This window comes from Vibrio sp. L3-7, from assembly GCF_963898195.1.
Taxonomy (GTDB): Bacteria; Pseudomonadota; Gammaproteobacteria; order Enterobacterales; family Vibrionaceae; genus Vibrio; species Vibrio echinoideorum.
This window is the reverse complement of sequence record NZ_CAWQUW010000009.1, coordinates 35,062-62,032: the sequence shown is the minus strand read 5'-3', so window position 1 is coordinate 62,032 and position 26,971 is coordinate 35,062. Positions and strand designations below refer to the sequence as shown.

24 protein-coding genes are annotated in these 26,971 nt (G+C 43.9%); 9 read left to right on the top strand and 15 right to left on the bottom strand.

What is annotated here, in order from left to right; genetic code table 11:
* Positions 1-239: 239 nt before the first annotated feature.
* The 5 genes from AACW75_RS08780 to AACW75_RS08760 all read right to left on the bottom strand — a co-directional run bounded on the left by AACW75_RS08780 (position 240) and on the right by AACW75_RS08760 (position 8,611).
* The gene (locus AACW75_RS08780) at positions 240-1,580 is read right to left on the bottom strand and encodes an MFS transporter (protein WP_145563225.1); all 1,341 of its coding nucleotides are present in this window, start codon (positions 1,578-1,580) and stop codon (positions 240-242) included.
* An 8-nt stretch (positions 1,581-1,588) separates the two neighbouring features.
* Positions 1,589-3,085, bottom strand: a complete 1,497-nt coding sequence (gene uhpB, locus AACW75_RS08775) for a signal transduction histidine-protein kinase/phosphatase UhpB (protein ID WP_145571373.1) — start codon at positions 3,083-3,085, stop codon at positions 1,589-1,591.
* The gene (uhpA, locus tag AACW75_RS08770) at positions 3,085-3,693 is read right to left on the bottom strand and encodes a transcriptional regulator UhpA (RefSeq protein WP_017075338.1); all 609 of its coding nucleotides are present in this window, start codon (positions 3,691-3,693) and stop codon (positions 3,085-3,087) included. Before uhpA ends, uhpB begins: the two co-directional genes overlap by 1 nt.
* Before the next feature lie 218 nt (positions 3,694-3,911).
* Positions 3,912-5,306 (bottom strand): hexose-6-phosphate:phosphate antiporter, encoded by a 1,395-nt coding sequence (uhpT, locus tag AACW75_RS08765; protein ID WP_017075339.1) that lies wholly within the window; start codon positions 5,304-5,306, stop codon positions 3,912-3,914.
* A 389-nt stretch (positions 5,307-5,695) separates the two neighbouring features.
* Entirely contained in the window at positions 5,696-8,611 is a 2,916-nt protein-coding gene (locus AACW75_RS08760; protein WP_145571371.1) for an alkaline phosphatase family protein, read from the bottom strand.
* 241 nt (positions 8,612-8,852) lie between these two features.
* On the opposite strand from AACW75_RS08760, the gene AACW75_RS08755 reads away from it, so the two are divergent.
* A complete protein-coding gene (locus AACW75_RS08755) occupies positions 8,853-9,641 on the top strand; it encodes a hypothetical protein (RefSeq protein ID WP_237297708.1) in 789 nt (262 codons plus the stop codon).
* 157 nt (positions 9,642-9,798) lie between these two features.
* Here AACW75_RS08755 and AACW75_RS08750 read toward each other — a convergent pair whose 3' ends face one another.
* The gene (locus AACW75_RS08750) at positions 9,799-10,137 is read right to left on the bottom strand and encodes a DUF1840 domain-containing protein (RefSeq protein ID WP_145571367.1); all 339 of its coding nucleotides are present in this window, start codon (positions 10,135-10,137) and stop codon (positions 9,799-9,801) included.
* A 333-nt stretch (positions 10,138-10,470) separates the two neighbouring features.
* Here AACW75_RS08750 and AACW75_RS08745 point away from each other — a divergent pair, with 333 nt between their 5' ends.
* The gene (locus AACW75_RS08745) at positions 10,471-11,661 is read left to right on the top strand and encodes a GGDEF domain-containing protein (RefSeq protein WP_145571412.1); all 1,191 of its coding nucleotides are present in this window, start codon (positions 10,471-10,473) and stop codon (positions 11,659-11,661) included.
* Between the two features lie 28 nt (positions 11,662-11,689).
* On the opposite strand, the gene AACW75_RS08740 is transcribed toward AACW75_RS08745, so the two are convergent.
* Positions 11,690-11,971: a hypothetical protein gene (locus tag AACW75_RS08740; protein ID WP_029225092.1), complete on the bottom strand. Its 282-nt coding sequence runs from the start codon at positions 11,969-11,971 to the stop codon at positions 11,690-11,692.
* A 157-nt stretch (positions 11,972-12,128) separates the two neighbouring features.
* Between AACW75_RS08740 and AACW75_RS08735 the strand changes: the two genes are divergently transcribed.
* Positions 12,129-13,001, top strand: coding sequence for a pirin family protein (locus AACW75_RS08735; RefSeq protein WP_145571364.1), 873 nt, complete (start codon positions 12,129-12,131; stop codon positions 12,999-13,001).
* Between the two features lie 238 nt (positions 13,002-13,239).
* On the opposite strand, the gene ppnP is transcribed toward AACW75_RS08735, so the two are convergent.
* Positions 13,240-13,521: a pyrimidine/purine nucleoside phosphorylase gene (gene ppnP / locus AACW75_RS08730; RefSeq protein WP_017075344.1), complete on the bottom strand. Its 282-nt coding sequence runs from the start codon at positions 13,519-13,521 to the stop codon at positions 13,240-13,242.
* A 307-nt stretch (positions 13,522-13,828) separates the two neighbouring features.
* On the opposite strand from ppnP, the gene AACW75_RS08725 reads away from it, so the two are divergent.
* Entirely contained in the window at positions 13,829-14,293 is a 465-nt protein-coding gene (locus AACW75_RS08725; protein ID WP_017075345.1) for a DUF2850 domain-containing protein, read from the top strand.
* A 427-nt stretch (positions 14,294-14,720) separates the two neighbouring features.
* Positions 14,721-17,261 (top strand): glycosyl hydrolase family 18 protein, encoded by a 2,541-nt coding sequence (locus AACW75_RS08720; RefSeq protein WP_145571362.1) that lies wholly within the window; start codon positions 14,721-14,723, stop codon positions 17,259-17,261.
* 154 nt (positions 17,262-17,415) lie between these two features.
* Here the strand turns inward: AACW75_RS08720 and AACW75_RS08715 are convergent, their stop codons facing one another.
* Both AACW75_RS08715 and AACW75_RS08710 read right to left on the bottom strand, forming a co-directional pair.
* On the bottom strand, positions 17,416-18,264 hold the full coding sequence (locus AACW75_RS08715) for an alpha/beta hydrolase (RefSeq protein ID WP_145571360.1): 849 nt from the start codon (positions 18,262-18,264) through the stop codon (positions 17,416-17,418).
* Between the two features lie 175 nt (positions 18,265-18,439).
* Positions 18,440-19,033, bottom strand: a complete 594-nt coding sequence (locus AACW75_RS08710; protein WP_017075348.1) for a TetR/AcrR family transcriptional regulator — start codon at positions 19,031-19,033, stop codon at positions 18,440-18,442.
* A 224-nt stretch (positions 19,034-19,257) separates the two neighbouring features.
* Here AACW75_RS08710 and AACW75_RS08705 point away from each other — a divergent pair, with 224 nt between their 5' ends.
* Positions 19,258-20,214, top strand: coding sequence for an AEC family transporter (locus AACW75_RS08705; protein ID WP_017075349.1), 957 nt, complete (start codon positions 19,258-19,260; stop codon positions 20,212-20,214).
* Positions 20,215-20,336: 122 nt separating this feature from the next.
* The gene (locus AACW75_RS08700; RefSeq protein ID WP_145571359.1) at positions 20,337-21,377 is read left to right on the top strand and encodes an acyltransferase; all 1,041 of its coding nucleotides are present in this window, start codon (positions 20,337-20,339) and stop codon (positions 21,375-21,377) included.
* Positions 21,378-21,553: 176 nt separating this feature from the next.
* Here AACW75_RS08700 and AACW75_RS08695 read toward each other — a convergent pair whose 3' ends face one another.
* Entirely contained in the window at positions 21,554-22,393 is an 840-nt protein-coding gene (locus AACW75_RS08695; protein ID WP_145571357.1) for an AraC family transcriptional regulator, read from the bottom strand.
* A gap of 109 nt (positions 22,394-22,502) precedes the next feature.
* On the opposite strand from AACW75_RS08695, the gene AACW75_RS08690 reads away from it, so the two are divergent.
* The gene (locus tag AACW75_RS08690; protein WP_017075352.1) at positions 22,503-22,979 is read left to right on the top strand and encodes a YHS domain-containing (seleno)protein; all 477 of its coding nucleotides are present in this window, start codon (positions 22,503-22,505) and stop codon (positions 22,977-22,979) included.
* A 268-nt stretch (positions 22,980-23,247) separates the two neighbouring features.
* Positions 23,248-23,883, top strand: coding sequence for an START domain-containing protein (locus tag AACW75_RS08685; RefSeq protein WP_145571355.1), 636 nt, complete (start codon positions 23,248-23,250; stop codon positions 23,881-23,883).
* A gap of 47 nt (positions 23,884-23,930) precedes the next feature.
* Here the strand turns inward: AACW75_RS08685 and AACW75_RS08680 are convergent, their stop codons facing one another.
* From AACW75_RS08680 to AACW75_RS08665, 4 genes are all read right to left on the bottom strand, one after another.
* Positions 23,931-24,461: a DNA mismatch repair protein gene (locus AACW75_RS08680; protein ID WP_145571353.1), complete on the bottom strand. Its 531-nt coding sequence runs from the start codon at positions 24,459-24,461 to the stop codon at positions 23,931-23,933.
* Between the two features lie 8 nt (positions 24,462-24,469).
* A complete protein-coding gene (locus AACW75_RS08675; RefSeq protein ID WP_017075356.1) occupies positions 24,470-24,856 on the bottom strand; it encodes an MAPEG family protein in 387 nt (128 codons plus the stop codon).
* A gap of 661 nt (positions 24,857-25,517) precedes the next feature.
* Complete coding sequence (locus AACW75_RS08670) at positions 25,518-25,985, bottom strand: YjiG family protein (protein ID WP_004732741.1); 468 nt, start codon at positions 25,983-25,985, stop codon at positions 25,518-25,520.
* The gene (locus tag AACW75_RS08665) at positions 25,985-26,722 is read right to left on the bottom strand and encodes a nucleoside recognition domain-containing protein (RefSeq protein WP_017075357.1); all 738 of its coding nucleotides are present in this window, start codon (positions 26,720-26,722) and stop codon (positions 25,985-25,987) included. The genes AACW75_RS08670 and AACW75_RS08665 overlap by 1 nt, the downstream gene beginning before the upstream one ends.
* Positions 26,723-26,971 lie beyond the last annotated feature (249 nt).

The following is a 26,971-nucleotide window of genomic DNA, read 5'->3' as shown; positions in this document are numbered from 1 at the left end:
TGATTAGAAAGACTACAGAGAGGGGTAAGAACTCACATGAGATGAGGTCTTAGACGCAATAGGAAAAATTCTTAGAAACGGGAGATATAGATGAAAAGCGTGAAAAGAATCACATTTGAATATCACGTATAAAAAGCGCTGAAAATAGGATGTTGTGAGAATAAAATGCAGTAAAAATAAGATAGTTGCTTACTTGTAATAGAAGCAGCAATAGCAACTATCTTATTTGAGAAAGAATGTTAGAAACCCGACCGAACTTCTGCGCTTTTCTGGGGGGATTGTGCTTGTAAGAAAGGCAGTAGAAGTAGCCCAATAACGGCAGCACACGTAGAAATAGTAATAAAGAAACCACTCCAGCCATAGGTTTCAAGAACGAGCGCTAATGGATAACCAGACAGCGCTGCTCCCATGTAAGCAAATAAACCAACGAAGCCAGTTGCAGCTCCGGCAGAGTCTTTATGCGAACATTCCGCTGCAGCCATGCCGATGAGCATTTGAGGGCCAAAAACAAAGAAGCCAACACAAAATAATCCAGCAGCTTGAAACACAAAGTTGGTTAATGGCATCAACCACAATGCAGAAACTGAAAGAAATATGCCGATGGCAAACAAAATATTCATCGGGCCACGGTTGCCACCAAACAATCTATCTGATCCCCATCCCGCAACAAGTGAACCGACAAAACCACCAATTTCAAACAGAGACAAAGCAGCATTCGCATTGATCAAACTGTAATCGTGCTCTTCGGTTAGATACAAATTCCCCCAATCGTTAACGGCTGTTCTTACGATATAAACCAGTACATAACTAAAGGCGAGCAACCAAATGTACTTGTTGCTGAACACGTAAGTCTTCAATATTTCTCGGTAACTTAACCCTTGTCCATGACTCTCTTGTGCTAACTCTAGGTGATCCTTACGCCATTTCCCCACAGTGGGAAGCCCCATAGTGGTGGGCTTATCACGTAAACGCCAGCAGACAATAAGTCCAATAAAAACGCCAATAACGCCTGGCCAGATAAACCCTGCCCGCCAACTGTACTGGAGAGTTAGATAGCCCACAAGAATAGGAATTAATGCCCCGCCGACGTTATGCGCCGTATTCCAAATTGCCCAGCGAAACCCTCTTTCAGAACGAGAATACCAAGTCGTGAGTAGTTTAGAGCATGATGGCCACCCCCAACCTTGGAACCATGCATTGAGCACCCAAAGCGAGATAAAAGCCGCCAAAGAACTAGAAAAGCCAAAAGCAATATTGATCAGACCCGTCGCGATTAAGCCAAACCCCATAAAGTACCGCGGGTTTGAGCGATCAGATATCGTGCCCGAAATAAATTTGGACAAGCCGTAAGAGAGATAAAAGAGCGTGCCAATCAGGCCTATATCGCCTTTGTCTAAGCCAAGGTCTGTGATCATCGCCGGTGCGGCATAATTGAAGGTTTTACGAGTGAAGTAAAAACCAGCATAGCCAACATACATCCCTAACATGATGTGAAGACGCCAGTAACGATAACTCTGATTGACCTCATCATCAGTTAGAGCATGACTATTTGACGTTGTTGAGCGCAGAAATCCAAACATATTCGTCCTCACACTTTTGGTAATGTAACGCTGATATTGGTGCCACAAGAGGAACCGTGAGCGTTGATTCTCATCTTGCCGCCAAGCGCCTGAACACGCTCTTGCATGCCCCGTACACCCATTCCTTTGAGGAGATCTTGCGCTGTAAAACCAACGCCATTATCTGAGATTTGAAGATCAACCTGTTCCTCTAGAATCAGTTCAATTCTAATCTCGCTCGCGTTGGCATATTTATGGGCGTTGTTTAAGGATTCCTGGCACAGTCGGAAGATAGTGACCTTGAGCGTGTCACTCAAACATGAATAATCACCTTGCCAATTTAACTCGATATCAACACCGTGATTCGAAAACTCCATTTCCCGTATAAGCTGTTCAACGGAATCTTTTAGGTCAAGATCGTCCAACATTTTTGGTCTTAGTTTTGTTAATAGGCGTTTGGTGGTGTCATAAACATTCAAAGACAATGATTCAATCGTACCCGCACAGCGAACGCTCATTTCAGCCGCATCTACACGTTTAATAATGCTGGCTTGAGTGCGAATTGCGGTGATGTTTTGACCTATTTCATCATGTAACTCACGAGCAATATCACGGCGAACCGATTCTTCTGCCGTCACTAACTGACGAGAAAGGTTTTGGTTTCGAGAGAGTTCACTTCGCAGTTTTGAGTTCAAATCTTTTTGTTTCTGAACCGCAAGACCAAGCAATATGCCGGTGATGGTTTGAGCTGAAAGTGACAGAAGTAAATCGGTAATTTCGAGTTTGGATGTTCCACTGTGAGCTGCAATAAGAGCGACACTGTTTAACAGGGTCGCTAGCAAAGCACCTTGCCACCCATAACGGACGGCCAACAAGATGATAGGTATCGCCATACAAAATGGGGCGAAGCGTCTTAGCTCATCAGGCAAACTGGTTTGTATCAAAATACTGGCCACCAGCAACACACTGTATAAAGCAATGTGACGTATTTTAAACTCAACAACCTTATTGATTAAATGGGAGCTCAGTGGGATCCACTTGTTTTGAAATAAGTAATTCCAAACCAAATAACACATAGGGACGAGCATGAGCCCGCCAGTGATACTCACTAAGCCCACCATATACAAAACAGAAACATGAGAGCTCATCACAGCCACGTTGATCAATGCTGTAACCATGATCAAGCTCGCCATCACTAACAGGTGACGATTTTGGTCACCAAAGTAGTACCGCTTAGCAAGTAAAGTAACGGGAATACTTAATCCACTCGCAATTAATATGGTTAACCACTGTGGCTCATCGAGTAATAGGGCTAAAGCAATCGCGAGCCCCCATTCCGCAACATAAATCGCAGGCCAGTAGTGAGTACGAGTGTGCAACGTCATACCCAGTCGCAACGAGAATGGAAACAGTAGAATGGCTAATTCAGGGTCATTAATGAAATAGAATGCGATGACCCACAAGCAGAACCATGCGCAGCCAGCCATAAAAACCCCACATAGGGAAGTGGCCAGATAAGAGCGCATTAGTACTGTTCTTGGGTGAATAGTTTGGCTAACTCAACGTTGTTTTTAACATTAAGTTTATCCATCGCATTGGCGCGGTGCACATGTACGGTTTTATGACTGACCCCAAGTTCAACAGCAATCGATTTTACATCTAGCCCTGTCGCCAATAATTGGCACACTTCGTTTTCTCTGCGGGTCAGTTGATTTAAAGAGGCTTTGTTCTTAACTGGTGTGGCGAGCTTTATTGCGATATCTGGAGTAAGGTAACAACCGCCATTCGCGCTCGTGTGTACCGCTTGGATTAACTCATCAGGGCTACAGCGCTTACTGAGATAGCCTTTGGCTCCTAACTCTAATGATTTTTCAACCATCGCGGGAGAGTCATGTACGCTCAACATGATGCTAGCTATCCCTGATGGAATCTCCGCCAATAAACTCAAGCCACTTTCATCTTGCATTGAAATATCCAAGATAACGACATCAGGATGGCAACTTGGCAGCCCAAGACGCGCTTCTGCCGCAGAATTGAATTCACCGACGACTGTGATATCAGCTTCAAGACTAAGTAACTGAGCAAAACCAGAGCGGACAATGACGTGGTCATCAACAAGTGCAACATTAATCATGATACTAACCAGAACGAAAGAGTAGAAAAGAAAAATAGCCCCAACAGGAGCTATATAAAATTAGGTTTAATGCCAGAGATGATACTGAATCGAACTAGCGATTGGTATGATCTCGCGTACTTTAGGCAAATAAAGCACGCGAGATTATGCATGTGGAACTATGTGTGTGGAACTATGTTCGTGGAGCTAGGTTTGCGAGAACAAGCTCGCGAACCTGGTTACGCGTTTTGAGCCGCTAGGTGCATTTTCTTAGCGTGGCGAATCTTCTTCTCTTCAGCAATAGCAACGAATAGCAACAAAACAATACAAATCGCGGCTGAAGTATCGAGTGCTGCGAATGTGCCTTCCCAGCCTGTTAAGCCAAAAATAGGCGTTCCGTCAGCAATCATACCTAGGCCAAGTTTTGCAAAACTATCACCAATTAGGTAAGCAAAGGTCCCTTTAACACCATCAGCAACACTGATTGCTTTTTTAGGTACAAAACCAACAGCAGCAACACCAATTAGCAACTGAGGACCAAACACTAAGAAACCAAGCACGAACAAAGAAGCAAGGTACATGAACTCACTGGTTGCATTCTGGTAAAACTCAAGAGAAACAATGATTAAACCAAGAGAAACACAAGCCACTAGAGCGCGGCGACCATTGGCTAAGTCAGACAAATAACCCCACATCAATGTGCCGACTAATGCACCGACTTCAAACAGAGTAAAACCTGAAATTGCTGTTTCTTTTGATAAACCTAGTTCTTGATACGCGTAAACGGTAGACCATTGATCGATACCGATTCGAACAATGTATAAGAAGATATTCGCGAAGCAGAGTAACCAAATCACTTTGTTTTTAAGAATGTACTCAACAAAGATCTCTTTTTTGGTCATTTGATTTTCTTCAGCAGCCGTATCTTCTTCGCTGATTTCTTCGTCAAACAACTCTTCTACTGTGCCTAAGCCGTATGCTTCTGGAGAGTCGTTACCAAAACGCATCCCAATAAAACCCACCACAATCGCGATGATAGATGGGAAAACAAACATGCCAACAACGTTGCCATCAAATAGGTAGTTCGCACCAAACAAAGCAACACCAGCAGCACCCGCGCCACCAACGTTATGCGACATATTCCAAAGGCCTAAATACGAACCACGCTTATTGCGAGGCGTCCATTTAGTGATGGTTGAGTAACTTGAAGGCCCACCAGTACTTTGGAAAAAACCACTCAATGCGTAGAAGGCAACCATCATGAATAAGCTAGCACTGCCGCCACCCAAGCTGAAACTAAAGCCCAACATGGCTAGACCAGAAAGGATCAGCATGAATGGTAGGAACTGCTTGGTGTTTTTACCATCGGCGTAATAGGAAACAACTGTTTTACCAATACCGTAAGTAATTGAGAAGCCAAGACCGATAAGACCTAGATCGGTCATCGATAACCCATAAGTAGAAATCATGTCGTTCTGTGCGACATTGAAGTTCTTACGGATCAAATACATGGTTAGGTAACCAATGAATACAACTAAGTAAGATTGTAGGAAAGGTTTAAACCACATCTTTCTTCTGGTTTCGACAGGAAGATCGAGCGTCGGCTTTCTAACCTGATCTAGGAACTTTAACATTGTGAACTCTCTTTTTATTTGCGAGGTCTGCACGGTTATTTCCAACCATGCACTCTTTGTAATTTGACCATGAAATAATAAGGAGTCTAAAAAGCGACCGCATGAGAGAGGGTCTTAGAATAACTAGGAAAAATTCGTAGTTCAGAATCAAGAAGCATGAAAGCGTGAAGATCATCACTTTGTTTAAAATGTGTTATATCTTGAGGGAATGTTAGAGAGAAGTCGTTACTTTAGGTATTCATTAGTTAACCAAAGCAGAATGGATCGCTGTTCCACGGTGCCATTTGTGGTGATCTAAAGTGGCTAGCGAAAGCCACATTAGATTCGCTTTACTGCTTTATTGGTTTACCGTCTAAACGATAGATGCCTTAAGCAATAAGTACTTAGGTTTAGTGGTTCTTAGGCACATCCAGTTGATTCAGCAAAGATGGGAATCCCCACCCGTTTTCACCTGCGACCACAGGTTCACCGGTTAAATACTCAAACAAAGTTGGCGCTAAAGATCCATTCGCTTCGATCTTCAATGGCTCAGATTCACCACCTATTGGTGCCCCCCAAAAACCAATGAATGCATCTTTCTCTAGATAATCTTCACCAGCATGACGGCCCGGAACCTTCGTATTGAAACCAATCCCCGCTTTAGGAAACAAGTTAATCGTTCCAGCTCTGTCTTCTAGATAAATATTGGCCAATTGATTTACTGAATCTGGTCGAGGCGTTAATTGCGTTAATGACGTCCACTCGGCACTGCTGCACCACGTTGTGACATCCACCTTAACCGCTCGGTTTATACACTGTTCAACTAATTGAGAGTAGAGCGCGAAATCAGATTCACTAGGTGATTTCAGATAGGGGTTCAGCTCTTGTGTGTTGAGTAGAACTGGCGTTCGATTTGCTTCTAACGACTCATAAAAAAGCTTATCACTTTCGCGTGTAATCAATTCATCGACACGTTCTAAATCGCGATTGCCAATCACACGAACCGCGCACCGTTGTTGGTCACATTCGCTTTCTCGCACCACCATGTAATCAAGACTTTCAGGTAAGCGTCGCGCTATCTGATCAATAACATCAATGCTCTGACCTGCTGGCGCTGCAATCGGACTCCACTGCTTGAGCTCTTGATAGACAGGTTGAACCTGCCAACCTTGATTCGAGTTAAAGAAATCCATCATAAAATTACCACCAGCGGTAGAAGCGACTACCACATCAATAGCCTTAGAGCTTGGGTAGCTTAAAGCGTTGGTAATTTTAGGCCCCTCGCCTTCATCTGAAGATATTTTCTTCACAACAATGGGGTAGTTTAGATCCACTTGCAAACCTTCAAACACCTGTTTCTCAGGATTAAGCGCGTAGAACACCGGCGTTAAACCGTGATCACCAGCCATGCCCCATAGCGTTTTATCGTAAACGCCTGCACTGCGGTAGGTTGCTTCAATTTGACGAATCCAATAATCCAATCGGTTCAACTCTCCAGTCGGCATCAAGATTTCGTCACTAAAGGGACCTGTAAAGTGCGCAAAGTGATCTGGCCACGGGTTGTAAACCAAGGTGTAGTCCGGCATTCCTTTACCATCGAGTTCAGCAAACTGAGTGATTGCCTGCTTAACCTGAGCTTTCTTCGAATATTTAGTGACGAAATCAAAGCCAGGTATAGACTGATATGCTTCAATATCTTGGATCAAGGCTGCACGCTTATTTCGCAGAACAACTTCCACTTCAGAACGCTCTTGAAGTTCTTTAACGCAGCGTTTCTCCCCGTAATCACGTAGCGACTCACCCAAACCCAAGTTCACTAGCCCATCGTAAGTCGTGTGAGCATTCCAATCGTACTGAGCATTGCAGTTCAGCGTTTTCAGATAATCAAGGCGATCGAACATAGTCTGTACCTTGTTATTAGCCATCAGCACATCCAGTTGCAGAGCGTCATTACCAAAGAAGTAATAAGCTCGGTCGATCTCACGGTCGACAAAATGGAAATTGGGAATACCAGTGCCTCCAGAGCCAGACACTTTCGCTCCGGTCTTGATAATTGGCAGGTTGCGGACACTGATTGTAGGAGTCGATGAAATACCGACCCGACTTATGTTGTCTCGATGTTCTTGATAGAGCTTTTTAAAGAAAGGAAGATAATGCGGATCACGGTAAGTTTGCTCAGACAGAGTTTCCATGAACCTCACTTGTTGTTGGTGCTCAGGCTCAATCACTTTTTCTAACTGAGGTTTATATTGAGTTCGATTTTTATGATTCTGATAAGCGACAGAGATGAAAGGCGAACCCTCATCAACCAAGCCTTCGATCAACCCTTGTTGTAAACCGTCGACGGTTACTTGAACCGCAAAACGTTTATTTTGTTGGGATTCTAAGAATTGAATTAACGCATCAGGTTGGTCACTAAACGCTTGTTGCATCCAATCATCAAGTGCAACAGCTCTTTCTTCTTTATAAACAAATTGGCGGTAGGCTTTGAGTAAGTTTAAGCGAACAAAATCAATAAGCGTGATGGTAAGCGCTTGCGCCTTATTATTCGGCTGATCTGCATTCTCTGGTTTACCATCTTCTGCAATCGCAAGCATCGCAGACTTCATGTCACCGTCGTCCATCCCCTGCCCCGCTTTGCCAATCAAATCGACAATAATCGGTTGAATCTGAGCAATAATCGCTAAATCTTCAGGGCTGTTCGTTAAGTAGGTGTAGCTATCAGGAAGCGTGTCCATGTCTTGCCAAACACCAATTTCGAATAGCGCATCGTAGATCACAACCATATTGGCAATGAACTGTTCATCGATACGAATTCCCTCATGATGCCCTGTCGCTTCGGTCGAAGTATCAGGCTCTTTGTGTTCTGAGATCGCTTCTTCGCCGACATAATAGAGACTATGCTCAAAACCTTTTAAAGCCTTGTCATCATAAACCGTCGACAAATACGCTTTAAAGACATCCTCACTTCCCAAACCTGAATAGCGGTCGTAATAGCTATAGAGAAAATAGCCTAAAGGAATCGAGTAAGATGGGTTTGATAACTGAGCGATGACTCTCGCTTTCGTTTTGGCATCTAGAGGAAGCGCGAGAATATACGCATCTAAGGTTACGCCACCAATAGTAAACAGCGCCGCATCACGAGTGAACTTAGCGGAATAACTTAAGCTGGAAAGCACCTGGTTTTTTAGCACCTCGCTGGAACTGAACACCCCACCAATCACGGGGGTTGTTGAGATATCGGCAATACTCGGCGCCGACACAGCCACCAATGATAGGGTACTAAACAAACTGGCGTAGCGACGGGCTTGGGAAGAGAAACTCATCAAATATCCTTTAGCTCAAGATGCATTTATAAATATAACTTATTGTTCCAGTTTACTTTAATTATCAAAAATATGTGTATTTGTGCTTATAAAAACATTGGAAATTTCATCGCTCGATATTATTCTGCTCGTAACATTTGAAACACCTCGCAACAAATAAAACACTGTTCATAATCATCTCCTGACATTGTATTGATAAAGTCTCCTGCTCTTTATTTGTACACATTTTAAGGCCAAACTTATGAACTCGTTTACTAAAGCTTCGCTGACCGCAGCTATCAGTCTTCCATTACTTGCAGGGTGTGTGACACCTGGTGAGGACGATCCCAACGCAAGTACTAAGCAAGGCGCTGTGGGGGGTGCGTTACTTGGTTTAACGCTTGGCGCGTTGACCGGTGAAGCGGATTTAGCGGATTTAGCGGTTCAAGGAGCGATGGTTGGCGGGTTAGCAGGAGGCGTAGCGGGTGCGAGTAATGACCTTCAGAACAACCGTGAAAACATCCGTCACGACAGCCGTAACGATGCGATTGTACAAACCGGTGGCACGCAAGCGGTAAGCCCTGCTAATACAGAAACAACACAGCAAAACTGGCAAGAGCTTAATAACTTCATTGGCGAATGGAACGTGACCATTCGTAACCATGTTGATACCAACAGCAATATTGATAGCCTTCAAGCAATGGGCAATCTGGCGAGTATCAGCCAAGCCAACATCAATATTGAAAACCAACAAGGCGTTGAGCTCTCTGCACAGTTCTCTTATACCGTTGAACAAGGTTACCAACTGGACGTGATGAACGATGCAACAGACGTGACGGTTAACTTCGCAGGTGAACATCAACCACAAGCGAATCGTTACAACTTCTACCCAACCAATATTCAAGACATCATTTACCAAGACGTGAACAGTGCTGATGTTCGCCTAGAATTAGCGATGGTGAGTGATAAGTTATGGATTATCGACAGCTACGCGTACATCGATGGTTCTGAAAAGAAGCTACAATCTATCCGCTTCAATAAAGCCAGCTAGAAGATAGAAACAACAAAGCCAGTCTCGAACCATTGCGATCACATTTGATCAGCATGACCGATACTGGCTTTGACAAACAGGTTCCATTAAACAGAGCCCGAACAATTCATCTTAAATAATGGAGCTTAGGGAACGAAACTTAAGTCATTAAATCAGCCTACAAACGTTTGCCACTTCCATCTTCCCACATCACGTCACACTCTTCTTTGATGGCTGCTTTTAGCAACTCAACCAATGGAAAAGCTCGACTGCCGATATTGACAGGTGCTTCAACAACCTCTTCTTCATTGTCGTCATCAGTATTCTCTCGCTCTACCGGTTTACTTTGCTCTGCTGTAACCGCCGCTCGTAAATTATTCAGTGCCTGAGGTACTTCTGAAGCATCAATAGCACCAGGTATCGTGCCACTATGTCCAAGCATTTTAATGAACTGAAGGCCTACCTCACCGAACATCGTGACGCTAGCATGAGCCTTGCAACTAAAGGTAATTAACATAATGAGCCTCTCTCAAATTTAGGTATCTATAAACATTTAGGTATCTACAAACTATGTTGAGTAAATCATTGGAAAGCAAGTACATAATCATCAAATAACCGCTACCAACCCACTCTTTGAATAGTGCGTTGTAAGGTTGACTTGCACCGTCGGTGATGCACATCACTATTTATAATGGATTAATTAGCTTTTAATATAAAACCTTGATATTTGTCGCATTAAATAGGTAAGCAAACCTCCGACAAGCTTATTATTTAATCTAGTATTAATACCATTATCAAAATTCGTGGCACAAATCACATGAACAGGCCAGTCGGCAGACACCTAGAAGAAATGGCGGACATACGGTCCACCCGCAAACAAAAAATTGTCCATTCATTTTCACTGACTGCCGCGGCACTATTTATCTTTTACACTTGGGCTTATTTCCAAGGTCAACATTACGCACTGTCTATTTTCGAACTTTGCTTTGCTTTTATCGCAATCTCAAATGCAGTTTATGTAAGAAAGTTCATCAACCCTCAATATTCAGAATTAATTTTGAGCTGTGTTCTGCTCGTGCAAGGCGTTATTTTATTCTTGTACAGCCATGCTATTCCCGATCGCATACTCTGGTTATACCCCATTTTAGCTGCGGTAATTTTTATTAATGATTTCAGAATTGGCATCATATTCAGCACCTCATTTTGTGTATTTATTAGCACTCTAATTACAGCGTTACCGAGCAATTTTTCTTTACCATTTAACAGCACCCATCGCTTTATTCTCAGCTTATTTACCATGAGCTTGGTTTGCCATACATCCGCTTATTACTACACACAAGCAGTGAGCTATATTCAGCGCCTTTATAAAGAAGGGATTGAAGACTTAGCCTACAGAGACCAACTCACAGGGCTAGCAAATCGTTGGAGTTTCGAAAGGTGGGCAGTTGAAAAGCTCGCGACAGTGGATAGCAAACGTTCACTTACCGCTTTGGTTTTTTTAGATATTGATGACTTTAAAGGTATTAACGATAGCTATGGACACGATGTTGGAGACAGTGTCTTGCAGCATTTTGCGAATCGCCTGAGCAACAATATCCGGACCCGAGATCGAAAAAATCACGAATACGATTATTCCATTGCTCGGTTTGCCGGAGATGAGTTCGTTTTGATGCTCTACGATATTCCAACTCGAAGAGACCTAGATGGCATTTTAGAGAGAATATGCGGGCTATTTGAGAGCGGGTGTCAAACCAATGAAAGAATCAAGGAACTCACTCTCAGTGTTGGCGTTTCTTTATATCCTCAAGATGCCACAGAGCTACATGAATTGACCCGATGTGCTGATAAAGCGATGTATGTCGCTAAGCAATCAGGAAAAAACCGATACGCTTATTATCACGACAATCCAGTGTCTACCTTGATAGAAGAACTACCGACGAATCTAACCTTCTCAGAATCTGGTTCATCTGAGCTTGAAGATTGTCTTGAAGCAAAAGTCGAAGGGAACAATGTTACGCTGTTAAAAACGCGTCAACGTTAACCATTAAAATCGCTTACTGCTAAGCGCACTAACCTGCCATGTACATAAGCCATAGGCTCACTAACCCGATCACAATAATCCATACGACTTGTCGTGTTCGGTTTGGGTTATTTCCTCTAGGTCTCACTACCGTTTTAAAAGCAGCTTGCTTAGCCGACTGAATAAACGGCGCTTCAATCTCACGTTTTTTTACACGGCGTTTGATTGCAGTGTTTGCGACAGCGCTAAAACGTTGGCTCTGTTCTGTTGTGAAGTCATTATCAAAGTCCATCCGACCTTGCCTATCGCCATGCTTTTGCTGTATTGCCATAGCGGCCTCCTTGGCGGTCTAGTCTTATTCAAGTATAGACATAATTCCACTTTCTTACCTGTTCAAAATTTTCGAATAAGTCACTCAACGCTATGCCATCTTCTTTTTAAATCAAATTACATAAACTACATCTATTCAAGTTTATGAGGGTTTCAAAGTGACGAGTGTAAGAGCAGTAGATCATGTAATTTCAGCACATGCGACTTCGGATGGAGATGGCGTAAAAATCCAAAGACTCGCTGGTTTTAATAACACACGTTTCTCTCCATTTTTGATGATCGATGAACTTAAATCAGATGAAAGCAAAGACTATGTTGGCGGCTTTCCTCCTCATCCGCATCGCGGGATAGAAACACTCACTTATATGCTCAAAGGTCACTTCCAACACAAGGACCATATGGGCAATGTTGGAGAACTTCGCAGTGGTGGCGCACAGTGGATGGCCGCTGGCCGTGGCGTAATTCACAGTGAAATGCCGATGATGGAAGAAGGCGCGTTGCACGGTTTTCAGATTTGGATAAACCAACCTGCTTCACACAAAATGCTGCCAGCGCAATATCATGACTTCCAAAGTGAAAGCATTGCAGAACACCAAAGTGATAAAAACGGTTTGCTGAGAGTGATCGCCGGTGAGTTTGATCTGCACAACCAAGCTGACAATGATTTAGAGACTTTACGTGCACAAGGTCCATTACAAAAGACAGGTGTGCCGTTAAGCGTTTCAGATTGGCAGTCTCGTTCAGGGCAAATAATTACGTTAGGTACCAACATTGATCACAACGCGATGACTTACGTATACCGAGGCAGTATTAGGATCGGCGACAAGGTCATCAACCAAGGTCAATTGGCGTTGCTCACCAAAGCTGAGTTGCTGTCTTTAGATAGTTTAGAAGATTCAGGTGTACTGATATTTTCTGGTGAACCGATTAATGAACCTGTTGTGCATTATGGTCCGTTTGTCATGAACTCGATGGAAGAGATTGAACAGACAATTCAGGATTACAACAAAGGCGTATTTGAGACTTACTGATTTACAGATGTCCCGTTTTGAGTTTTGAGTTTTGAGTTTTGAGTTTTGAGTTTTGAGAAGGATATTGAAGAGATTTTACAACAAGCAACGAATCTTGGTCGTCCATTTGATGACTGTAAAAACAAGTGACACTATCCACTGCCGGTTACTATCACTTATTTAACCACGCTCCTAGAGCGTGGTTTTTTCTATTAAATCAGAGATAAACGATACCCTGATGGAACACATTCAGACTTGGTTATAAGTACTCGCACAAATAAGCCGTCGCTTCTTTGACTTGTAGGTCAAAAGAAGAATCGCCAGCAACGTCAAAAGACTCACCCGATTGGTATGTCGTCCAATCGTCATCACCAACACGCTTTACAATCAAAGCACCTTTTACAACGGTCATCTTTTCTGGAGCCGCTGTGCCGAATGTATATTCGCCAGCAGCCATCACACCAACACTTACGTCCGCACCAGACTGGGTAAACGCTAACGACTTAACACCACCGTCAAAATATGTGTTTTCTTTAATCATTGTACTTCCTTGTTATCTTCAAATTGCATTCATCAGGCTCAACGAATAAGCCTATGCGTAAATTTAGGTTATATTTGTTTTAACCAATTCACGACTTTCGTACAAGAAATAAATACGCATAGCTTAAGCTTTTTTGGGAATCACTTTCATTGATAGCGTCAATACTGAAGAGGCTAAGCTAAAACCACTAACGCAACCAAATTTATTAGAACATTCGATCCTGCTTCTAACTATCATAAGAATCTTTGCAAACTAAGATTTTAGTTTATAAACTGACCAACAGTACATGTAGATAAATGAAGAGATAATGGCAAAAAAGCCCACTAAAAGCAGAGATATATTTGCCAACTCGTTACTCTACAGCTTTCTATTAGCTGGCTTTATGATTGCCCTCACCGCAGGCTATTTTGCTTATCAAGCCCACCAACAATCTGTCAGTCCGAACAATGTCCATGGTACTTGGATAGAAATCGGTGCTCCCCCTTACAAAACCGATATCCTGACACTCTCAGACAATGGCGTGATGATGAACCATCGTTTCATCAGTACCTCTTTTGATTTTGATGGCAAGGTTGTCACCGTCAACACAGGTTCCGGGCCAACAATTTACACCATCAGTGGTACCTACGATTCGCCTCGATTAAAACGACTGTTCCCTAGCACACCATCTCAACAGTTCATTAAAGAAGGCTACGAAGAGACTGCAACGGGTGATACCCATAGTGTAATGCAGCAACGCCGTGCTTCATTGGCTGAACAATTTAAAAGATAGCCACTGCAACTCTATTTCCATTACTAATACGCTCTACAGTGACACTCCCTATCGCAACACTTTTGCATTTTCTTCTTATCAACCTGATTTCCCCAAACACGCTTCGCTTTGTGATGTCGCTTCAATTCACGATATATTCCTATAGTTTGTCGCACCTTTTTATAACTTCATGTCGTGTATTTTCACTTATGAGATTTTACTACTGAGTGTTGTTTAATTTTATAAAGCATGGACTCAGCCTCTCACTCATTAAGCAACAGAATTGTAACGAAATACTATTTTTTAGTTGTCCATCGAAAACGGATTTATTTTCAGTTATAAAATTAAAACTCTCTCGAATACTGACTGGGAAGCTCCTTCAAAACTGACTGGAGCCGTTTATGGGGCCATTTGGTTCTCGTAACCTTCAAGGAATGAGAGAAAAAGTATGATTCGTATAAATACCTGTGCGGCGAGCATTGCTCTAGCGCTATCTGGCACAGCATTAGCTGCTCCAACAGCACCTAGCATCGACATGTACGGTTCCAACAACCTGCAGTTTTCGAAAATTGAACTCGCGATGGAAACAACGTCTGGCTACAACCAGATGGTTAAATATAACGACAAAGCAAAGGTCGACGTCAAGTTCAACCAATGGAGCGGAACGTCAGGAAACACGTATAACATCTACTTTGATGGCGTTAAAATTGCTACAGGCCCAATCACTGGCAGCCAAACCACGGCTTCATTCGAATACGGCCAAGGCGGCTTATTTCAGATGGAAATCGAAGCGTGTGATGAAACAGGCTGTAGCAAGAGTGCACCCGCTCAGATCACAATCGCCGATACCGATGGCTCACACTTAGCACCACTTGCGATGAACGTGGATCCAAACAACAAGTCATACAACACTGACCCAAACACGGTAGTAGGTACTTACTTTGTTGAGTGGGGCATCTATGGCCGTGATTACACAGTCGATAACCTACCCGTTGATAACTTGACCCATATCCTTTATGGCTTCATCCCAATTTGTGGTCCTAATGAATCAGTGAAATCAGTAGGCGGTAACAGCTACAACGCACTCATGACTGCTTGTCAGGGCGTTAACGATTACGAAGTGGTGATTCATGACCCTTGGGCGGCTTTCCAGAAGAGTTTCCCTCAAGCAGGTCACGAATACAGCTCACCTATCAAGGGTAACTACGCGATGATGATGGCGCTTAAACAGCGCAATCCAGACTTGAAAATCATCCCATCTATTGGTGGTTGGACACTGTCAGACCCGTTCTTCGATTTCACTACAAAAGCGAACCGCGACACGTTCGTTGCATCGGTTAAGAAATTCCTCAACACATGGAAATTCTATGACGGTGTAGATATCGATTGGGAATTCCCTGGTGGAGGCGGTGCTGCTCCCGATCTTGGTGACCCTGTAAATGACGGCCCTGCTTACATCGCTTTGATGGCAGAACTACGCGTGATGTTAGATGAACTAGAAGCTGAAAATGGTCGTACTTACGAGCTGACATCGGCGATCGGTGTTGGTCACGATAAGATTGAAGACGTGAACTACGGCGATGCTATCCAATACATGGATTACATCTTCGCAATGACTTACGACTTCTACGGCGGTTGGAACAACGTGTTAGGTCACCAAACAGCACTAAACTGCGGTAACTTCATGCGCCCTGGTCAATGTGATGGCACAGGCCTTGATGAAAATGGCGAACAGTACACTGGTCCTGCTTATACCACAGACAACGGCATCCAATTGTTGCTTGAGCAAGGTGTTCCAGCGAACAAACTTGTGGTTGGTACAGCGATGTACGGTCGTGGTTGGGAAGGCGTATTACCATCATCACTTTCAGATCCAAGCGATCCAATGACAGGCGTGGGTAATGGCAAACTGACCGGCAGCTCTGCTCAAGGTGTATGGGAAGATGGCGTTATCGATTACAAAGGCATTAAAGCGAACATGCTTGGTGCAAACAACCAAGGCATCAACGGCTTTGAATATGGCTACGACGAAATGGCAGAAGCGCCTTACGTTTGGAACCGTACTTCGGGCAAGTTGATTACATTTGATGATGACCGCTCAGTGAAAGCAAAAGGCGCATACGTTCGTAGCCTTGGTCTTGCGGGTTTGTTCTCTTGGGAAATTGATGCAGATAACGGCGATATTCTGAATGCAATGCATGAAGGTCTAGCAGGCGGAACAACCGATCCTGTAAACCGTAAACCAACCGCAGCAGCGGGTGCTGATCAATCGGTTGAAGGCCCGGATTCTGTTTCTCTAGACGGTAGCGCTTCAAAAGACAGCGACGGCACCATTGCTAGCTACGCTTGGTCACAAGTAAGCGGAACAGCAGTCACTCTGGCCAACGCGAATGCTGCTGTTGCAAGTTTCGATGTTGTTGAAGTCGCACAGCAAGAAACACTGACCTTTAGCCTAGCCGTGACAGACAACGAAGGGGCTACTTCAACTGACACAGTGGTTGTAACAGTAAGCCCTAAAGAGACAGGCCCAGTTAATACCGCTCCGGTAGCCGTGGTTACAGCTCCTTCTGAAGTGAATGCGGGCGATATAGTTGTGGTTGACGCTTCAGCTTCTAGCGATGCCGATCAAGATACACTGACCTTCACGTGGAATGTTCCTGCTGGTATCGACGCAACAGTACAAGGCGCTTCAGTAAGCTTTGTCGCGGCGGAATACACGCAAGACACGGTACTGAACTTCTCTGTGACAGTGAGTGATGGCGCGGATACATCGGTAGCGGCTACTTCAGTGAAGGTTCTTAAGAAAACCACAGGCGGCGGTACGTGTACTAACGCTTGGGATTCAGGTGCGGTTTACACTGGCGGCGACCAAGTGACTCAAGGCGGTAAGGTTTGGGAAGCGAAATGGTGGACAACAGGTGAAGATCCAACAACCACAGGCCAATGGGGCGTGTGGAAAGAGATCGGCCCTGCAAACTGTGCAAGCTAAAAATAGGGTTTAGCTAAACGCTAACTAAGCGTCGACTAAACACCTAAAAGCAAGGCCAACCAGATAATGTCTGGTTGGCCTTTTTATTTATGTTTTCTGAGCTTTGAGCTTACGATCTTTTTACTGGCGTTCTACTGACTTGCGATCGTTAGGCTTAGTCAATTAAGTTATCAAAGCTCTCGAATACTTGTGGGCATTTCATCACTCGTCCGTGGCCTTGGCCTTGAGTCGCGATCAAGGTAACACGACCCATTTCATTAGCCGCACGCTGAGACACGTCAAACTTCGTAAACTTGTCTTGCTCATCATGAACGATGATAGTCTGCGATTCACGAAGCGCTAGCTTTCCATAAGGATCAACCGATTGAATCGGGTAGTTGAACTGCTCTTCCACTTCACCTACTACTGCCTCAAACAACTTCATTGAGTAACCAGAACGCGCCACGCTGCCAAATAGATTTTCTAAATAATCCAACACAGGTGCAATCAGCAACAAAGGTTTGTTTTCTAATTTAACGTGCTTACATTCCAACGCAGAAGCGGTACCCATGCTGTGACCGACCAAGCCTGCCACCTCACCAACCGAATCTAGAATGGCCTCTAAACCGTTCACAAACGCTGGAATATGACCATGTACACCATCACTGCCACCATGCGCAGGGTGATCATAAGCCATGGCAGTAAAACCTTTAGCAGCGATGTGTTCCATTAAAGGAAAAAACTGACTCGCGGTGCCTGACCAACCATGAGTGAGCACCCAAACTGGCCCCGTACCCAAAGAGTAAGTCTTCAATACACCGTCACGACCTTTGATTTCACTTTTAATCAAACCTTGTGGATCGGCATTCTTTTGCTCGGTACGCATTGGAGTCAGCAGCAATTTACGTGCTGTTTTCTTCGCATGACTTGGCGCTAGAATATAGTGAAGGTTCGTCGTGGCACCAATTAAGCTGCCCTTAAAACTGAATTTGTTCGATGTATTAAAATAGATTTTGTCACTCATGACCTGTCCTTGTTTCGCCATAAATCTTGGCGGATAGAGCTCGGCCCCAAAAATCGAACGACCGTGCTATTTACTTATCTAAAAAATGGCGTTACTGCGATTAATGATCGCTTACCGCCACTTCTCTAAAATTTTTTTTAAGCCTTACTTAAGTAAAGCTCCGCTTAAAAACGAATTAAGCGACTTTCCAACTGGCTATTAGGCGATCTACACCACTCCAAAAATGGGTGTGGCTCGCTTGTTGCCCTCGTAATGAGTAAAACAAGTTAGCGCTCAAGTAGAGCCCATATAACTCGAAGGTTGCCTGCTTCGAGTCTAAATCAGCTCTAAACTGCTTGCTCTCAACCGCTTTTGCGACCTGAATCGTCAAGTAATCAATCCACACGGAAATGGTTTTCTGCAGCGCCTTTTGAATCACAGAGGTTTCGCTACCTGCATCTTTCCAAGCATCAATAAACATGCAGCTGCCTTGGAATGAATGATTCCAGCCTAGCCAATTATCGAGTAACTGTTTCAATTTCGCTTCAATATCACCGTCGCCCAACTGTCTCGCAGGTATAATGACTCTTTCAGTAAATATGGCGTTGGAATACTCGAGTACAGAGAGCTGCAGGTTCTCTTTAGAGTTGAAATGCGCGAACAGTCCACTCTTAGACATGCCACACTGCTTAGCTAATTCACCAATCGTTAAACTCTCGAGACCATTTTCACTCGCAAGTGCAAATGCATGGCTCAAAATATACTCTTTAGTTATCTTTCCCTTGCTCATTATTCACCAATGATAAATCTGATGGTTTATTTTTAGCACGTTCGTACTTTTTTTCAAAGTTTTTTACTTAACCGTTGGGATTTAATTTCTCTTCAAAGAAAATTGTGGAAAAATGCGACAGTATTCAAAGGAATTTGAGTTAACCGATTATTGAATTAACCAGTGGTCGAGCTGAGTAACATTTGAATTTAGTCATTATTGAGTTTAGTAACTAGGGAAAGAGAATGAACACACTTTGGGAACAGTTTGCGTTTTCGGCTTCGGTGACAGGCCCCATCTGTTTAATGTTGTTTCTTGGTGTCATGCTCAAGCGAATCGGCTTAATTAATGACAATTTCATTGATGTCGCATCCAAGGTAGTGTTTCAAGTAACCCTACCCGCAATGCTATTTTTGAGTATTGTTCAGTCTAACCACGACTTTGCAGCTAGCGGCAAGCTCGTTATTTTTGGTTTAGTGGCGAACTTTGTGTTCTTCGTATTCACCACTGTAAGCACAAAGGTGGCCTTTAAAAAACCAGAAGACCAAGGCGTAATAGTACAAGGTGGTTTTCGTGCCAATACCGCGATTATTGGTCTCGCTTATGTTGCCAACATCTACGGTAACGACGGTGTCGCACTCGCTGCACTTTATGTCGCCTCTTTAACGGTTCTCTATAATATTCAGGCAGTTATCGCACTCACGCCGAAAGGCCAAGAGTCAGGTGACAAAGCCGTTCAAGTGATCGTTAAAACACTCACCAAAAACCCTCTTATTATCTCGATCGCTATGGGTGTCTTGTTTTACTTACTATCGATTCCAGTACCTAAAATGGTGACTGACGCAGGGCAGTATTTCGCCAACATGACGTTACCGTTAGCCCTATTATGTACTGGTGGGTCGCTTGATATACGCTCCCTGAAAAAAGATAAGGGCCCAACTTGGTTCTCTACAGGATACAAACTGGTTTTAGCTCCGCTACTGATCACACTGGCTGCCCTATTCTTCGGTTTTAGAGGGTTAGATCTTGGTCTTATTTTCTTGATGAGCGCCGCGCCAACGGCAGCTGCAAGCTATGTTATGGCCCGTGCGATGGGTGGAAACTCCACATTGGCTGCCAATATTATCGCGTTAACCACTGTCGTTTCACTTATCACTTGCACCCTTGGCATATTTGCACTGACTGCAATGGATTTAATATAGCTGCGACAGGCTTCAAAAAATCAATATAAGCCTTAAATCAAAGGCCTCCACCTTTGATTTAGGACTAACGGATTCCACATAAAGACTGTTAGATTTTACGAAATTTTTCTTAGAGATCTGATATGTCTTCCGTTCAAAATATGCCTTCACAACGCATCGCCAGTATCGAGTTAGGTCGAGTGATTGCTATCTTGGCGATCATTGGCTTACACGGCCAAATGGCCCTTACTTATTGGCAAATCAATGAAGTGCCATGGATTGGTTATGTCCTTAACCAAGCCGCGCGCTTCGCCGTGCCGCTATTCTTCCTTATTTCCGGCTATCTGATCCAACCTAAACTCACAGCGTCGCCTTGGACAACCTTCGTCAACTACTCCAAACCACTACTCAAAGTTTGGTTGGTATGGAGCATCATTTGCCTGGTCATGCCATTCAACCTTGTTAAGGTTGAAGAATTGAGTTACTTAGGCGAACGCCAAAGTTACTGGGGCTTCCTAATGAACACCCCGCTCAACTCTTTCTTAGAGGGCGGATTAGTTCACTTATGGTTCCTCCCTGCTCTAATGTTCGCCGTTTTGATCATCGCCTTAATGGTTGAGATGAAACTCGACAAACTGCTATTACCAACGGCTATTCTACTTTACGTATATGGTGTGTTGGCGGGCAGTTACACAAGCTTAACCGACCTCAGTGCGCCGTTCTTCACTCGTAACGGTCCGTTCTTTAGCACATTAATGGTGACCTTAGGTTTCCTGATTCGTCAACATCAGTGGACAGTGTCATCAGCCAAGGCATTGGGGTTAATAGCATTAGGCATGTTCATCCACTTTGCCGAAGCCACATGGCTAACCACGTTTGATATCGCATTCAACATGAATGATTTCTTGTTTGGTACGGCTCTATGGGGAATGGGTGTATTTATGTGGCTTCTGGCTAATCCAAACATTGGTGACTACTCATGGGTTCGCGCTATCTCGAATCGTATGTTGGGCATCTACGTTTGCCATCTGCTGATCATCATCGTGCTGTTCAATGTTTGTGGAGTCTTGGGGATCACGGAACTTGGTAAAGATATCACCGTCTTCTTTGGCACCTTTATCCTGAGCTTTATGCTGATTGCTGGTATCGAAAAAACGCCACTACGACGCTGGTTGCTTCGCTAACACTAATCTAAAAACGACGCCGTAAACTACCTCCTTCAACTGAGCTTATCTGCCAGTCAAAGCACTCACTCGCTTTCACTGGCAGCCTTTACTTAACCCAAGTATCGACACCAAACCAAATACCTACATAAACCTAAGATAAATATCGACACCAACCTTCATTGTAATACTCACCGCTATCCCTCTATCTCTTTTAACCACTGCCGTGGCGATATACCAGAAACATGCTGAAACGCACGTGAGAAGCCCGAATAACTGCTGTAACCAACCTCATCAGACACCCAATTGATTGGCTTACTTTGCAGTAGCAAAGATTGAGCTACAGAGATCCGCCACTTTTGTACGTAATCTCCGGGCGTTTCACCGACCTCTCTTTTGAAAGCCTCGATAAATTGAGTGCGAGACATCGCAGCCAATGACGCCATTTCTGCAACAGACAAATGACGAGCAGGCAATCTGTGGATAGCGGTCACTACCGGAGCCAATCGCGGATGGGCAAGGGCCGAAAATACCCCTTTATCGATTTTCTGTTGCTCAATGAGATGACGGAAAATCAAAGCCATCAAGGCATCACTCAACTTATCCATTAAATATTGTTGTCCTGACGATTGTTGTCCTGAAAATGCTTGCCCCGACTCACGAAACAACACCTCAATCACTGGTATTAAGTTAGGAGCCTCGTCAAACGGAATCACTATCACGTCAGGGAGAGCGGATAACAAAGGATTCATCTGCCCGGCTCGGTATTCCACATTTGCGCACACCAACTCAGCACCCTCTCCGACCCCTTCAATCGCATGTGGTGTGCTATTCGGTAGATAAACCATGCAAGGCTGTGAAAGTTGCTTATTTTCCTTGTGAGCACGAGATAGGGTCAACTCACCCGCACTCAGCACATGAAGATGACCCTCCTTACCCTGTTGTGGCTTGAATGACGATACGCCACACAAGTTCCCAGAGTAAAAGACACCAGTACGTATCGAGAAATGTTCCATTAATTGTGACAGCAGATCCATGCACCCTCCGAACGATTCGCTTACTTTTTAGTTCTTTTGTCCCTCTATAGACCGGAGTAGTGCGCTAATTTATTCAAACAAGATAACTAACACTGACAAGGAATTTGTTATGTCATACATCAAACCGGCCAATAAAAAACTCACTCTAATGGTAGCGCTGTTAGGTACTAGCTTTTCACTGATGGCAGCTGACATCGACATGAGCGTTGATAGCAATGACATCGCGATCAAAGGCTATGACCCAGTGGCTTACTTTACTGATGCTGGTGCCGTTCAGGGTTCATCAGAATTCACTGCGACTTATAAGAACGCTATTTATCAGTTCGCAAACAGTGACAACCGAGATCAGTTCCGCACCAATCCTGAAGCTTATGCGCCTCAATACGGTGGCTATTGTGCCTTTGGTGTTGCTATGGGTAAGAAATTTGAGACCGACCCTAACGCATGGAAAGTCGAAGATGGAAAACTGTATCTAAACTTAGACAAATCAGTACAAAAACGATGGTTGGAAGATACGCAAGAGTTCATCCAAGACGCCAATAGCAACTGGACGACGATCAAAACCGTCGAAGCCTATAAGCTTTAGTCTATAAGCTTTAGCCTTTATCCATTGCCCATTAATAAAAACGGAAGCGACCGAACGCTTCCGTTTTCATGTTCAATGTTCAATGTTCAATGTTCAATGTTCAATGTTCAATGTTCAAATACAGGTAAACAGCCACCTATTGATAACACCACAATAAACAACGATGTGACGCTCAAATCAGAGATTTGCATAAAGCCCCCAGCACGAATCAAACCCATTTTTATTCTATACTCCTATTAAGATAAGCTTTTCTTTTTCAGGAAGAATAATGGTATTACCTAGGATTTTTTCACTCGGGCTTTGCGCTCTATCAACGCTCACCTTCGCCGCCCCCTGGCAATTTGTGAAAAGCGAAGATGGCATCGTCATTGATAAGAGACCACATAGCGAAGGCTTGGTAGAAATACGAGCGCAAATGCAAACGCCGACCAGTTACTCTGGTTTTTTGCTGTTGCTGGAAGACAGCGATAACGTGCCGAATTGGCTCGACAACGTCTCCGAAAGCCGAGTATTAATGCAGATTTCTAATACAGAGAATATCGTCTATACCCAGTTCACCGCACCTTGGCCTGCCAGAGATCGAGATATGGTGACCTACTCCCAATACAGCATCGAGGATGGACAGTTTGTCTTGTCGATTAAGGATGCGTCTAACTATTTGGCGAAAGAGTCGGGGTATATTCGAATTTATGATGTGGATGCACTTTGGACACTGCAACCACTCACCAATGGCAATACCTACATCACCTACACCGCTTATGCGAACGCGGGGGGAATATTACCCAACTGGTTGATGAACAAGTTGTCGATCGGCAGTGCACTGAGCACGTTCAAGGGGTTAAAAGAACAGCTACCAAAGTACCAAGGCCAACAGCACCCTAACCTGCCAAGCGAGTCTCGCTAGAGTTACAGGTACCAGCAATGGAAAAATCAACTTCTAAGGTTTTCTTGTTAAGGTCTTCTTGCTAAGTCTCGAGCTAAGATAAGTGCTAAACCAAACACCTGAAGAAACAAGGCGATGTTTTTATAGAAAGCCATTTTTTCGTCGAGTCTTTGTATCAACTCAACTAACGTCAAGTTATCCAAATAATAGTCATCGATTCGTGTTCTTTGTGCTTCTTGGGCACGGTTTATCAACACCATAAGCTGAGATAAGTTAGCCAATGAGATAATCGGCACTTCATCACTCACCCAACGCCTAAGTTGACCGCGCAACGCTTCATCAAGAGCCGGGGTCGGTTGAGTCGCTTCTGTTGACAGCTTATCAAGATGAATCAAAATGGCTTCACGCTTACGTTCTAGGGTTTCAATCGTGTTCCAGGCCAGTTGTATCGAGTACACATTGCCATACTTACGATCGTTGTATTCCGCTTTCTCCGCTTCAATTTTGTCTAACACCAAACTCGACATGACAATGGCCATGACGTTAAGTATGAGACCTGCGAGGACAATTGCCCAAGCAGGAGGAAGGCGCAATGCCATAATGCTCCCTAGAACATTTTATCAAAAGGTAGGTAAGCTAAGTTTAGGACAATCAAAGAGATCATGCAGATAAGCGTTAACACCATCCCTACTTTTCGTCCTTTGAAGTTCTTCGCTAAAATCCCTTTTGCATGAATCACTCGTCCCACCAGAAACGCTACGCCGAGCACATGAATAAACCAAACATTGGCACCATTCATCTCTAAGAATCCCATCAGGATAATAGTAATTGGGATGTAATCCATTGCGTTGCTTTGTGCAGAACGTGCTATCTGCAACGACTCAACACCGCCATCGGCGTGAGCGACAAGATTAATTCGCCTCTGCTTAATAACTTCGATCGCTAACCAGATCATTACTACCGTAAGCAAGGCTGCGTAAAGTGCTGTAACCATTATATTTCCCTATTACTTGGTGTTTATTCATCATCCATTACCCATCAATTCATTGATGCGGTCAACGCAAAATGATAGTCGAGCCCGAAAGTTTGTAAGAGATCTCTTACATCGAACGTAAGAGATCACAATCAAGCTTCGCAGAAAATTCCTAAAATACAAACTCAACTCCTTGTTTTATATGAATCCACGCATATTTCTTTCGGCTAGCGACTGCATTTTTTTCTTGGGGTAGATTGCGAGCAAAGCCTCCAGAGTGTTTAATACACATGTCGACAGGGAGTTGGCAGGAACAGGAAAAAGCCTAACGGATTAGGTATCTTCAGGACGAAAATTTGATGGCTTAGGATGAGTTATCAGCATGGAAGTTATTACTCTAGGATAGAGTCACTTGTCAGGAAGATGAGTTTGAAGGACACCGCTAGGAAGGCGACGAATTGGATAGGTTAAAGGATTTAGCCACGTCAAGGAACGATGCAGGGAGCATTCGTTATCTATTGAAAGATAAGTAACGCGCAGTAGCAGGATGGCTACGAAAAGAATAGACCCCGTTTGGTGAAAGCCAAACGGGGTTTCCTTTTTTCAGCGTTTGAAAAGTCTTATTAGCAATTCATTTGCCATAAACTCTAAAAAAGTTTCGAGAACTGTCGTTCTACAAAAATTATAGAATAATATTCATCAAGAACATCGCACCAAACGCATTCAATACTGAAATCGCGATCATCACTGGAATATAACGACCTTCAGTACCAATTGGCCCCATGATACGTCCCATGTATTGCACCTGAGAGCCCATCAAGTAGATAGCTGGCGCTAAGATAGCGATATGAGTTCCGTTCAAGATACCTTGGTCAAACAGCGTGATCACCACGCCCACAGCACCGCCCATCGACATCCACGCGCCAATCAATACTGCCGCCGCTTCGCCCGGTAACCCAAATACCGCCATGATAGGCGCAAACACGCTGCCCATCAGGTCAAGAGCACCCGTGATTTGCAACGCCTTGATGATGACAAACGCCATCAGAACATTAGGCACTGTAGAGGTTGTCGCAATTACCCAGCCCTTCTTAGCACCTTCTACGAAAATATCAGTAACCATTGGTTTCTTTGCTTTAACTTCGCTCATTATGCTACTTCCTCTTCCAGTTTTTGTTCTTTATCTGCTTTTGGTTTGTCTTCTTTGCCTTCAGTAATATTGAGATAAATACGGAACAAGTTTGCGCCAACAAATTTGAAGATAAACATCACAGCAACCGCAAGACCAATTGACGATGTTACCGCCAGAGAACCGTCCATCGCAGTAAGAGTGAACAACACTGCACCCGACGAGAAAAAGTTAACGATCGCGGCACCAGCCGTGAACTGGAACATGGTGAATACGTCTGTTTCTCGCTTAGTTAAATGCCCTTCATCTTTCAGCTGTCTGGTCATTGCCGCGCCAGCATCGGTACTTTGTAGAGACGCAATCAGTGCCAAGCCTGAGTTACCCGGAATACCCATCAAAGGACGAAGTAGCGGAGTAAGTAGCTTACGAGCTGCATCAAGAGCACCGTAGTGCTCAAGAACGTTGATCATACCTAGTGCAAACATCACGGTCGGAATAAGTGTCAAAGCAAAAATGAAACCGTCGCGAGCACCGCTACCGCCTTTACCGCGTAATGAAGTGGTTGCAGCTTGAATACCATCGGCGGTTTCACTGACATCGTAGGCAACCTTACCGAATGAGCCATTGAGCGTCGTAAAATCGAGCACCCCATACCATTCATTGGACTGCATTAAGCCTGAAAAGAACACAATCGCAAAAGCGAGTGCAATATAGCTTCCGATCGTAACTTTACGGTCGGTTGTGGTTGGATTAGTCATAGGGACCTCTATACATCTCGTTTATGTGGAACAGAACACGTATAGATAGTGCAAACTTACGGGCAAGAGATTACTGACTGAAATCAAATAGCGTATAAGTTTAAATATAAGAACCATAGCAACATATAAAACTGTGATTTCAATTCAAATATAGAAATATACACTGCATAAGTTCGAATATTTAACATACAAAACTAAACAAAATCCGCTTCAACAACGCAACCGAAAACACACAGAATCAACACATAG

Bases quoted from the DNA above. Each gene is read 5' to 3' on its own strand.
- uhpT (WP_017075339.1), bottom strand. From the start codon at position 5,306: ATGTTAAAGTTCCTAGATCAGGTTAGAAAGCCGACGCTCGATCTTCCT.
- AACW75_RS08690 (WP_017075352.1), top strand. From the start codon at position 22,503: ATGTCATACATCAAACCGGCCAATAAAAAACTCACTCTAATGGTAGCG.
- AACW75_RS08700 (WP_145571359.1), top strand. From the start codon at position 20,337: ATGTCTTCCGTTCAAAATATGCCTTCACAACGCATCGCCAGTATCGAG.
- AACW75_RS08685 (WP_145571355.1), top strand. From the start codon at position 23,248: ATGGTATTACCTAGGATTTTTTCACTCGGGCTTTGCGCTCTATCAACG.
- AACW75_RS08670 (WP_004732741.1), bottom strand. From the start codon at position 25,985: ATGAGCGAAGTTAAAGCAAAGAAACCAATGGTTACTGATATTTTCGTA.
- AACW75_RS08665 (WP_017075357.1), bottom strand. From the start codon at position 26,722: ATGACTAATCCAACCACAACCGACCGTAAAGTTACGATCGGAAGCTAT.
- AACW75_RS08780 (WP_145563225.1), bottom strand. From the start codon at position 1,580: ATGTTTGGATTTCTGCGCTCAACAACGTCAAATAGTCATGCTCTAACT.
- AACW75_RS08750 (WP_145571367.1), bottom strand. From the start codon at position 10,137: ATGTTAATTACCTTTAGTTGCAAGGCTCATGCTAGCGTCACGATGTTC.
- AACW75_RS08720 (WP_145571362.1), top strand. From the start codon at position 14,721: ATGATTCGTATAAATACCTGTGCGGCGAGCATTGCTCTAGCGCTATCT.
- AACW75_RS08695 (WP_145571357.1), bottom strand. From the start codon at position 22,393: ATGGATCTGCTGTCACAATTAATGGAACATTTCTCGATACGTACTGGT.
- ppnP (WP_017075344.1), bottom strand. From the start codon at position 13,521: ATGATTAAAGAAAACACATATTTTGACGGTGGTGTTAAGTCGTTAGCG.
- AACW75_RS08725 (WP_017075345.1), top strand. From the start codon at position 13,829: ATGGCAAAAAAGCCCACTAAAAGCAGAGATATATTTGCCAACTCGTTA.
- AACW75_RS08760 (WP_145571371.1), bottom strand. From the start codon at position 8,611: ATGAGTTTCTCTTCCCAAGCCCGTCGCTACGCCAGTTTGTTTAGTACC.
- AACW75_RS08745 (WP_145571412.1), top strand. From the start codon at position 10,471: ATGGCGGACATACGGTCCACCCGCAAACAAAAAATTGTCCATTCATTT.
- AACW75_RS08710 (WP_017075348.1), bottom strand. From the start codon at position 19,033: ATGAGCAAGGGAAAGATAACTAAAGAGTATATTTTGAGCCATGCATTT.
- AACW75_RS08755 (WP_237297708.1), top strand. From the start codon at position 8,853: ATGAACTCGTTTACTAAAGCTTCGCTGACCGCAGCTATCAGTCTTCCA.
- AACW75_RS08715 (WP_145571360.1), bottom strand. From the start codon at position 18,264: ATGAGTGACAAAATCTATTTTAATACATCGAACAAATTCAGTTTTAAG.
- AACW75_RS08680 (WP_145571353.1), bottom strand. From the start codon at position 24,461: ATGGCATTGCGCCTTCCTCCTGCTTGGGCAATTGTCCTCGCAGGTCTC.
- AACW75_RS08675 (WP_017075356.1), bottom strand. From the start codon at position 24,856: ATGGTTACAGCACTTTACGCAGCCTTGCTTACGGTAGTAATGATCTGG.
- AACW75_RS08740 (WP_029225092.1), bottom strand. From the start codon at position 11,971: ATGGCAATACAGCAAAAGCATGGCGATAGGCAAGGTCGGATGGACTTT.
- uhpB (WP_145571373.1), bottom strand. From the start codon at position 3,085: ATGCGCTCTTATCTGGCCACTTCCCTATGTGGGGTTTTTATGGCTGGC.
- uhpA (WP_017075338.1), bottom strand. From the start codon at position 3,693: ATGATTAATGTTGCACTTGTTGATGACCACGTCATTGTCCGCTCTGGT.
- AACW75_RS08705 (WP_017075349.1), top strand. From the start codon at position 19,258: ATGAACACACTTTGGGAACAGTTTGCGTTTTCGGCTTCGGTGACAGGC.